Origin of the sequence: Microcoleus sp. PH2017_12_PCY_D_A, from assembly GCF_020738565.1 — a bacterium.
Classification (GTDB): Bacteria; Cyanobacteriota; Cyanobacteriia; order Cyanobacteriales; family Microcoleaceae; genus Microcoleus.
Genome location: NZ_JAEQCI010000163.1, coordinates 1 through 9,917 on the forward strand (window position 1 = coordinate 1; position 9,917 = coordinate 9,917).

Here is a 9,917-nt window from a genome sequence, read left to right on the forward strand (position 1 = left end):
GTTCGACCAATTACACCAGGCCTAGAGTCGAACTCATGCACTGGCTAATTTCATAAAGTCCTTTTTTTGTCAACTCCTAATACTGAACCGACGCCCTAGGATTTGTATAGCAGTGATACCGACGCCCTAGGATTTGTATAGCAGTGATGCGGATTGATGGTGAACGAGTTCTAGAGAAATCAAAAAACTAAGAGGCGGCAAAAAAATGGCTGCCACATTGTTTGAAAAAGACCGGGCAATCAATCACAATTTTCTATCCAATACCTCAACCACTATTGCAGCTACGCCCAACTTATTAGCAATAGCTTCTTTAACTTTAGGGAGATTTCCCACCGGGATGTAGACACTCTTCACCTGCCACTTGCCGTTGGTTTTAACTTTGTAGCGGTAGTGGTTTACGCGGAACTACAATTCGGGCAGTTTTGATATTTCATTTTTTTCATCCGGCTCCGTCTCGGCTTGGAAGTTTCTTGCTCGGCTCAACCGCTCCAGTAATTCGGCAATCCGCTCTCGCACTCCTGCATCCGGCTCGGCTGCCAACCAACCAACAATTGCACTCTTGCCGTACTTGCGAATGTGTTCTGCCAATTGCGTAAGCAACGATTGTTCGGGAAGCTCGTCCCACCAAATCAAAGCGATTTCTCGAATTTGTTGCGCGTCTGACGGGTCTAGGAGCGGCTCTGGTTCCGGCTCTGGTTGAGGTTCCAGCAGCGCTGTAAATGCTGTTTGTTCTTCAGCAGTTAGTAAGTTCCAAACAGTCTTCCTATCGGCACCACCGCTGCTGCAAACTTCCTTGAGGATGCTCTGAATGTATTTCGCCAGTTCGGCATCGCCTGCTGCAATTGCTTGGCGCACAAACTCAACAAGTTCGGTAACGGTTTGATTGTTATCTGCACCGAAGCGATCTCTTAGATCGCGGTCTGTTGGGATGCCGCGACCGTCCCCGCTCACCCCTCCTCCTTGCCCTGTATGAATTTGACCCTCCGATTCCGGATCGGTCGGGGTGCGCTCGAACAACTCCTCTCTTTTTTGAGGGGGGGTAGCTTGTTGTGCCGGAACTACTCCCACCCCTTCATTTTTTTGGGGAGCAGTACCCCGATCGCCTCGATAGAAGAGATCGCCACCCTCAACGGCTTGATTTTGCGTATTTTTAGCGCTCGGGGCAGAATGTACGGTCTCACCCCCCGCTGTTCCCGGATCGTTTGGTGTATACCCGTTCAACCCTTGGTTTTGCGTTGTATCTTTAGCGCTCGCAGCAGAATGTACGGTCAGACCCCCCAAGCCATTAGAGGCTATCGGGGCAGAATCGAGGGTAAGACCCCCCAACAAACTTCGCTCGCTCCAGAATTCCTCAAAAGCGAGCAAGCCGCCTTCAAGGCAGCGGAATTTGGCGCACCGCCAATCTGGTTCGGAGTATTGGTGGTTGGGCGTGCCTTGGTAGCCCTTGGAAGCGGGCGCAACTTCGGAAACATCGACCATGACGTTGGGTAAGAGAGCCATGCGAGTCCAGCTAGCAGCAACTAATTCGCCGTCTTGGCGGTGTCGGGGCAAGTGGTGTCGGGGAATTACGGTTTTGAGGTGAGAGATGAACTTGCTCATTCCCCCGTTGTCCGAGTACCCGTGAGCTTTGCAGTAAGCGATGAACCAACTGTGTAGCTCGTGGTTTTGGATTGGTGAGGCTGATTCCGAAGGTCGCAAACACAGGTCAACGAAGCTGCGAACCGGGTCGCCGTAGGTAGCGGCATCGATTTTGGCAAGGCGGATGCGGTTGTTTTTGGAAGGTTTCAGCAGCAGGGGATCGCGTTCTTCTCGGGGCATTGCCAGCGCCCAGGATACGATATCCGCCTTTACATCCGAGAGTTTGTGGCGCAAATAGGGGTCTTCCAATCCTTCCCGCTCCTTAGACAGCAGCCGCAAACACCGCCTGTCCCAGCCGTCGCCTGCATTCTCTATTTGTAGGTGGTCTACAGAGGCGGCAACAAAACGGCAGTTCCATTCTTTGGTGTACCCGCAGGACGAATAAAGGCTCCGACCCGAAAGTTGGCCGTTATCGACTAATTCGTAAAAAGGTTTAACCCCCGTGATGTAGCCCCCAGTGTCGGGAATGGTGTACAAAGATTTACCGGTCAGGTGTTGGTGGCGCGATTCGGGATTGCTCAATTCTGCAAAGTCACCGGAATGGGAATCCTCCAAGCCAAAGATTTCGCCCCAGAGTCTGAGCAAAGTTCCCTTACCCGAACCCGAAGGCCCGATGATATGTACGAACTTGCCGTAGGGTGCGGTGGGGTCAATGAGCATGGAAGTGTAGGCTCTCACCGCATCCAGTTGGTCTTCACCAAAAGCGGAGGTGATGAACTCAAGGAAAACATCGGGGCAAGGGCGATCGCGAATGTAATCGGATTCAATCGCAGAAGTGAGATAGTGATTGGGGTCGTGGGGCAGGAGTTCTCCCGTTCTCATATCAACGGTACCATTCTTAAAAGCTCTAAAGTGCCTGTGTTTGGGAGGTTCTAGGTACAGGCGCTTCATGGCGTACTTGAGAGCCGAATTAATGTAGCTTTCGCTAGAAAAGGGAAATGTTTCCTCCCATTCCCACTTGCTTACTTGTTGGAGTTTGAATACCTTTTCGCTGCAAGTCGCAATCGCGTGTTCGCAGCGCTTCTCGTCCTGCCGCACCCACCACCCAGACCCGGTGTATTGATACATGGCGCTGTTGATGGCTTTGTAATGCGTTCCGAATAACTTCCTTACCGCAAAGTCATCAAAGGTTCGCCCCCTAATGTAGTAATTGAAGTCCAGACCCAATTTGTCGCACAAACTGCGGTAAAACTCATCCCGCTTGCGTTCGGGATGCTTGCTAGCTTGCTCTGAATTATCCTGGTGGGCCGCACCCAATTCTTTACCAAAATCCAGCAACCAGGAGGGTGGCGAATTTCCCAGAACTTCACCGATGGTGGGCCAATAGAATATGCTGAGCGCTGCTGCATCCTTAATATTGGTTGCCCACTTGGTCGCCTCCTTGAGCACTGCTTGTTTATCCGCATCGGTGTTGCCCTTAGAGTTAGCTATTTGTTGCGCTTTCCACCTCAACCCGTGAGTCGCTTTTTCCAAGTGGGTATGTTGCAGCCAAGCATCGATGCCGTTTCGGATAATGAACTTATCCGGGTCGCCGTCGCCGTCTTCACCCACCGGCAATCGGGGAGCTACATAAGGAACGATGCCCGCCAGCAACAAAGATTTGATGCAGCTTTCAATACCCTTATCCCCGGCGCTATCTGGGTCGAGGCAGATAATCGCTCTCTCGATACCCGACCGCCACAGCGACTGCACCTGTTCTCCCGACAAGCTAGCGGCCACGCAAGCCACAACTCGGGTATCTCCTAGCGCTTGAGCCACCGCTGCATCCGTGACTCCTTCAACTACAACTACTTCTTTGTGACCCGCAGCCAAAGCTCTATCAAAATAAAGCGGCGATTCCTTCGTTGTCAGCCACGCCCCCTCCTCATCCTTGGGATTCCAGCAAGCATATTTCTTGGGGACGGTCGGTTCTACCCAGGGTTGTTCTAATTTCTGAGCTTCTGAAAGCTTAGACCAAGCTCGATAAGCTGCATCCCTCTCGCCCTTCCAGCCCTGATGATTCTTTTTGAGAGGTAGGGGTTTGGTGGGACAGTGACCGTAAACTGTCAGCGGTTGACCCAATGCCGTGTGCCACGGAAAAGTAACGTATCCTTCCCACTTGCGGGTCAACACGCCCACCTCTTCAGCTATATCCAGATTGTAGTTTTGTTTTTGGAGTGCTGCTGCAACTTCATCCTTGCTCAGGTAGTAGCCCAACCCCAACTCGGTGATCGCTTGCCGGCTCATGCCCCTCTCTGCAATCAAATGGTTGAGAGCGCCCGTACCCGCTTCGCTCCACAGCCAATCCCGGCACTGAGCGTACACCGCGGCCAGTATGCCCCGGCGCATTTCCCACTTTGCCGCTACTTCTATTTCTCTAGGACTGTGCTCGCGTTCGGGTAGCGTTACTCCCACTCTCGAAGCTGCTTCACGCAAAGCTTCTACCCAATCAATCCCTTTGGGATGTTCCCAGCGATTTACCTTAATACTGTGGATGTAGGCAATAGGGTCGCCTGCAAATTCACACCCGGCATCATAAAAGCGGAGTGTATCGGGCCACACTGCAAACGAAGTCCCTGATTTGCTTTTGCGGAACGGGCTGCCTCCCCGCCACTTAGAAGCCGAGCGCTGGAAGGAGTGCGATGGGTGGTCGTATACCAAGTCAGCCGCGAGTCGGGGCAACACCTCCTGCTCCCAAAACTTCAACAAGCTGACTTCTTTTGCTGCGGTGTTGCTATTTTCTGCAATATCTGTCATAATAAACTCCTTATTTTTATTTTTTGGCCCGGCGCATTAACAATGCTACGGGTTTTTTTTTCGGCGCGCTATCTTAGTTGATAGCCTCTAAATCACTGGCATTCGTGTTGTCACGAAGTATATAATAAGGCATAAACTACAGAATGTTAAGTTAACAAAAATTAATGATTAGAGAAGCGCTAAGCAAGACTCAGAATTATTACCGAATCAAGGGAACGCACCTGGCAAAGGAGTCTGGGATATCGCAGCAGCACTGGAGCGAGTACCGAAACGGCAAAGCGGATGTGGTAACGGCGAAAGCTTCGGCTGCGCTTGAAGCAATGGAGAGAATCCATCCAGGGGCGATTAGCTACTTTTGCTGTTTGTTAATGGGTCAGTCGATCGGCAGCGACCTAAAAACGCTGATAGAAATAGCGGACGAGGGTCAGCTCGAAGAGGCGTTCGAGCTAATTGGCAAGCGAATGTTTCGCAAAAATACCGCTGAAAGCGACTTTTCCAAGAGTGCCAGGTCTTCTGTGGCGTTGAAATCTAACTGACGGACGGACTCCTTGCAGCAATGCGACCACCTTGTTACCGCACCTGCTATCTTGCCGCCACAAGCTCGGCTTGTGAAAGTTCTCTTTTGTCCTGGTTGAGAACGCTCCAAGAATCAAGCATCCGACCGTACAGTACGCTAGTTTCGTAAGCGATGCGGGCGTATTCTTTACCCTGTGCCGAATATGGCTCGCACTGAGGGATGAGGTCGATGCCCATAGCTAGGTGGTCTAGGTCGATTTCGCGGTGAACGACCCAATAGCGGTTGGTTTTAAGGCCGATTCGAGCAAATACGGGAATGACCGCTGAGAAGAAATCGAAGCTCACACCCTCAGAAATCAGGTTCATGGCGATGATTTGGTGATCGTAGGATTCTCGCAACACCGAACGGAAGCAATAAGCGCTAACCGATTGGGTTTCCAGGGTAGGAGCTATGGAATTCGGGTTTTCTCCATTTTGGATGAACTCGTGCTTGTGCATCCAATCCAACAGTAGCGACGCGTGATCTACCTCTTCCGTGGCGTGGTGGGCGAAGCATCCTTGATACCGAAAGTCACGGCACATCGCATATCTCATGGCTAGCGATGCGGTAAAGTCGCTGGATTGGTGATAAAGTTGCCCGATCCAACCTCTAACATCACCTGGATTCTCGGATAAAGCTAGTTGCTTGTAAAAAGATCCAGACAGCAGGTTCTGGCGGTATTGCGCTCCCAAATCCAATAGCCACTTCATTGAAATTTCCTCTTTGCTCTTGTATGAAACACACTTGTGTATGGTACACCAGTATTATAGTACCAGTCAAGCGGTAAATCTTCTAGATTTTGTGTTTCAGTTGTGGTAGAATCTGTTGTAAAGCTGTAAAGCTGCTCTTGTAGGCTAGGCTTGTAAAAGTGTGATAAGAAAATTAAATAAGCTGTTCGACATTCAAACTGCACTATTTGTAGCTCAGACCCCATGCTGTAAGGGGTTAAAGCAATAAATTTAAATGACTAACAGCTTATTTAGTTTTCTTAATAAAAAGTAACCCCAAAACCCAATTTATCAATTTTTTTTTGATGTTGCCAATTTCAGACCAGTTAAAAAATCAAGATGCGAGCTATAGCATTTTGCTAGTAAACAGCCAGAGACAAATTTCGGGGCTGACTCCAAGTTTGTTAAAAATCTGGAATATACCCGAACTTATTATCAGGTCGCTATCCGAGCACCTAGCGTTGCAGTTTGTTGCCGAACAATTCGACAATCCCCAAGTTTTTCTCAAGAACATGACAGAAATTTACGAGCAGACGCAGCTAGAAGTTCACGAAAAAGCTCAACTGAGAGACGGTCGCACAATAGAACGCCATTCTAAGCCGTTATGGGTTGAGGGAGAGTACGCAGGCAGGCTGTGGATATTTAAAATCAATACAGAAATTAAATAATCCGGGTACGCAGCACGATATAAATTAACATTGGGGGATATAGAACGGTCTTTGTACTGAATTTTATAAATTGCTTGAATGTCGAAAAGATTAATTAGTAAAAAATAGTAAAAAACAAGCCAGAGTGCAGGAAAGACTCGTTTTATTCCCTGTTGTTGTGGATGCTGGTGTGTCGCTAATAATTATCGCTCAAATTACCGAGCAGATTAAGCTATCGATCCTGCGGGGTAATCTCAAGCCAAACCAGCCGCTACCACCGGGCTTTCGTTTCAGTTTGTCAAGATCGCTCATTTTTTTCCCACTACTTGTAATACAAACATACTGTTGACTGGGGTAGCAAGTCTAAAGGTTCTAAGCTGTTCGACATTCAAACTGCACTATTTGTGTGCCAGACCCCATACTGTAAGGGGTTGAGGCAATAGATTTAAATGACTAACAGCTTACCTTCCAAATTGCAATTATTTTTGATTTGAAAAAAAATGCCATCCAATATTTCTCTTTTAGTTTAGTTGCGAGGTAGAGCGATTCTCCTCAACTGTTGGTCAAAAAGAGGGGATAATTTTACCCCAAACCGGACGGGACGGACAACTAACCTGAAAACCTTTGCAGGCGATAATTCAGACGAAACGACCTCAACAAATAAATGAACTACCTCAACAAAGAGCTTTTGAGGCGAGCGTTATTTTTTCGGGTTGACACAATAGACAATCAGGGATTGTACTGATAGCCCGCGATGGGTCGATCGCCTGCGAGGTTAAAATAGTGCGATCATATTGTGTGCCTGCCTCCAGGACTGAATATCTCAAATGGGTTCAACAGCAGTACCAGTCAACCAGTGTTATCTGGGAATTTTTGTGTTTCAATTGTGGTAGGATGTATTGTAAGCAGGTAAAACTGCTCTTCTACAGTTGTAAAAGTGTAATAAGAAAACTAAATATTTATTTTTCTTAATAAAAAGTAACCCCAAACCTCAATCAATCACTTTTTGATGTTGCCAATTTCAGACCAGTTAAAAAATCAAGATGCGAGCTCGGGAATTTTGTTAGTAAACAGCCAGAGACAAATTTCAGGGCTGACTCCCAGTTTCTTAAAAATCTGGAATGTACCTGAATTTATTATCAGGTCGCTATCCGATCGCCTAGCGTTGCAGTTTGTTGCCGAACAATTCGACAATCCCCAAATTTTTCTCAAGAACGTAACAGAAATTTACAAGCAGACTCAGCTAGAATCTCACGAAAAAGTTCAACTGAGGGACGGCAGCACAATCGAACGCTATTCTAAACCGTTGTGGACTGATGGGGAATACGCCGGGCGTCTGTGGATATGTAAACTTAATTAATGGATAGAAAAGTAACCACATAAAGCGGAGTGTAAACATAAATTTTAAGAGACAGAGCGCTTTTCGTACTGAATTTTAGAAATTGCTTGAATGTCAAAAAGATTAATTACTAAAATAGTAACAAATATGCCAGCTTACATGAAAGACCCGGTTTTACTCCCTATTGTTGTGGATACTGGAGCGCCTCTAACAATTGCGGCTCAAATTACCGAGCAGATTAAGCTATTGATCGTGCGGGGCAATCTCAAGCCGAACCAGCCACTACCACCGGGCGTTCATTTAGCAAAGCATTTAGGAGTCAACCACAATACTGTAGCCTTGGTGTATAACGAACTGATTAATTCAGGCTATTTGATAGGCCACCGGGGCAAAGGAACTTTTATCGCCGATTCCCAGTCTGTAAAACAAATAATGGCTCGGAAAAGCTTCTACGACTTGCTCGATCAAGCTTTTCGTTCTGCATCTCAAAGTGGGGTGAGCGTGTCGGAGTTTTCAGCAGCGGCTTACGCTCAAGGAGTCCTGATCCACCGCCATCAAATCAACGTAGTATTTGTGAATTTTTTTCCCGATAGTATCGATATTAGCAGCAGCATTCAATCTGCAACCGGGTTAGCTTTAGTATCAATTGATTGGAACACGTTAAAAAATAAGGAAGCAGAATCAGTTCAACAGTTGTTGGCGGCAGATTTGGTGGTAACAACTATTAAAAACCTGTGGGATGTAACTAAGCTGGCAGATCCCAACAAAGAAATAATCGGAATTGACGTGCAACCCGATATGCAATTGTTAAGCTGTATTTCACCGCTGCCCCGCAATGCCAAGCTGTTATTCGTATGTAAAGAACAAATTAGCAGCGAAGCGATGAAGGAGATAATCGAGTACAACGTGCATCACGTAGAGTCAGAAGCCGTTACCCTCGAAACCGTTCAAAATAATGATTTTGACCTGGATCAATTTGATTTGATAGTCTGTTCGAGTCAAGTAGAGAGTCGGTTGAGTAAATACGTCCCCCAAAACTTGAAAGTAATGACTTTTCGTATCGCCATAGATCCGATAAACTTGTTGGTACTTCAAGCTCGTTTGGCTGCTGTTGAAATGGAAAAGTTAATGTAGTATCGCATCAGTTTAGTAAATTTAAATATTTGATAATCGTGTGAAACAACTTGAACTTTTTCCTGAATTTCAAGCCAAATATTCTACTGAATCACCGAAACAGGTGATGAATTCTGGGTAGTGCCTTTTCTTAAAGGATGAAGAATAATCGACCTTTCGTGGAGTCTCACCCAGTCTGCTAAGCCAACACCTTTGCTCTTGTATGCTGGGGAAACTCACCGCACTCCCAAGCAACGGTGAGCCAGCCATTACTGCTGCTACTACATTGGCAGTTACATCGAATTGCATCGGCGCTATGTCCTGGATGTGGCTGTGGGCATTGCATTTTGGTACGGAGCGCCGGCTAATCGCAAACAGCGGCTGCAATTGGAATCAGAGCTGATTTATAAGTGGAAGTTGCCCTTTAATAAAGAGTGTTGGCAGTCGTGGGGGCAACCGTTTGGGAAGTAAATTTTAAGGAGATTCACTCGCAATTGCATCAGAAAATTGCCGAATTGATTGGTGCGAATAAGGACATTAGAGTAGTAATATTGACCTGTATCATAATTGTTCAAGTTTGCAATTTCCATTAAATAAACTAACATTAACTACAAATATGATTAAGGTTTATTTTCAAGTCACGGCGATCGCATACTGAGGAACAGACGTATCGCCACCACCCATGAAAAAGTACCTCAACCTCGCCAGCGCCCTCATCGCTTCCCTCAAGCCCAAATCTCAGTCACCTGAAATCGACACCTGCGGTCAATCCCTGCTAACCCCCGAACAGCAGCAAACTCTCATGGAATGGTTGTTCGCTAGTTTAATCGGTGTTGGGTACTTCGGCAAAGCTCACCTGATTTGGGATGATGGCAAAGACAGGGAGCTGCAGATATTCACCGCATTGATGAGAAACGAACCCATATTCCTCTATAGCCAAGGAACGCGACCCACCCCAACTGCTGAGGGATATTGCTGGCGGCTGCTTGCCGAACATCCCAGTTTGAGGGTGTATGAGTTGCAGGTGGAAGTGGAAGGAAAGTGAGGGCAATGGAGAGCTATAAAACCCACATTCCGCAGATGTGGGTCGGATTTTTTTATCAGTTGTGAAAACTTGGAAGCCAAACGCTTTTGGGCTGAAATTATGCAGTGTTAGCCTT

Annotated in this window: 7 protein-coding genes; 5 read left to right on the forward strand and 2 right to left on the reverse strand. The window is 47.2% G+C overall.

Annotated features, from left to right (window positions below; translation table 11 throughout):
* Positions 1-405: 405 nt before the first annotated feature.
* Positions 406-4,374 carry a toprim domain-containing protein gene (locus JGK39_RS30390; protein ID WP_293298570.1) on the reverse strand — a complete coding sequence of 1,323 codons (3,969 nt, stop codon included), beginning with the start codon at positions 4,372-4,374 and terminating at the stop codon, positions 406-408.
* Between the two features lie 164 nt (positions 4,375-4,538).
* Here JGK39_RS30390 and JGK39_RS30395 point away from each other — a divergent pair, with 164 nt between their 5' ends.
* Positions 4,539-4,910 (forward strand): hypothetical protein, encoded by a 372-nt coding sequence (locus JGK39_RS30395; protein ID WP_293260659.1) that lies wholly within the window; start codon positions 4,539-4,541, stop codon positions 4,908-4,910.
* Positions 4,911-4,956: 46 nt separating this feature from the next.
* On the opposite strand, the gene JGK39_RS30400 is transcribed toward JGK39_RS30395, so the two are convergent.
* Positions 4,957-5,640 carry an iron-containing redox enzyme family protein gene (locus JGK39_RS30400; RefSeq protein ID WP_293260662.1) on the reverse strand — a complete coding sequence of 228 codons (684 nt, stop codon included), beginning with the start codon at positions 5,638-5,640 and terminating at the stop codon, positions 4,957-4,959.
* Between the two features lie 323 nt (positions 5,641-5,963).
* Here JGK39_RS30400 and JGK39_RS30405 point away from each other — a divergent pair, with 323 nt between their 5' ends.
* From JGK39_RS30405 to JGK39_RS30420, 4 genes are all read left to right on the forward strand, one after another.
* Positions 5,964-6,326 (forward strand): hypothetical protein, encoded by a 363-nt coding sequence (locus tag JGK39_RS30405; protein WP_293260665.1) that lies wholly within the window; start codon positions 5,964-5,966, stop codon positions 6,324-6,326.
* Between the two features lie 988 nt (positions 6,327-7,314).
* Entirely contained in the window at positions 7,315-7,665 is a 351-nt protein-coding gene (locus tag JGK39_RS30410; RefSeq protein WP_293260668.1) for a hypothetical protein, read from the forward strand.
* A 90-nt stretch (positions 7,666-7,755) separates the two neighbouring features.
* A complete protein-coding gene (locus JGK39_RS30415; protein ID WP_293260671.1) occupies positions 7,756-8,778 on the forward strand; it encodes a GntR family transcriptional regulator in 1,023 nt (340 codons plus the stop codon).
* A 661-nt stretch (positions 8,779-9,439) separates the two neighbouring features.
* Positions 9,440-9,802 (forward strand): hypothetical protein, encoded by a 363-nt coding sequence (locus JGK39_RS30420; RefSeq protein ID WP_293260674.1) that lies wholly within the window; start codon positions 9,440-9,442, stop codon positions 9,800-9,802.
* The last annotated feature ends 115 nt before the right edge of the window (positions 9,803-9,917 follow it).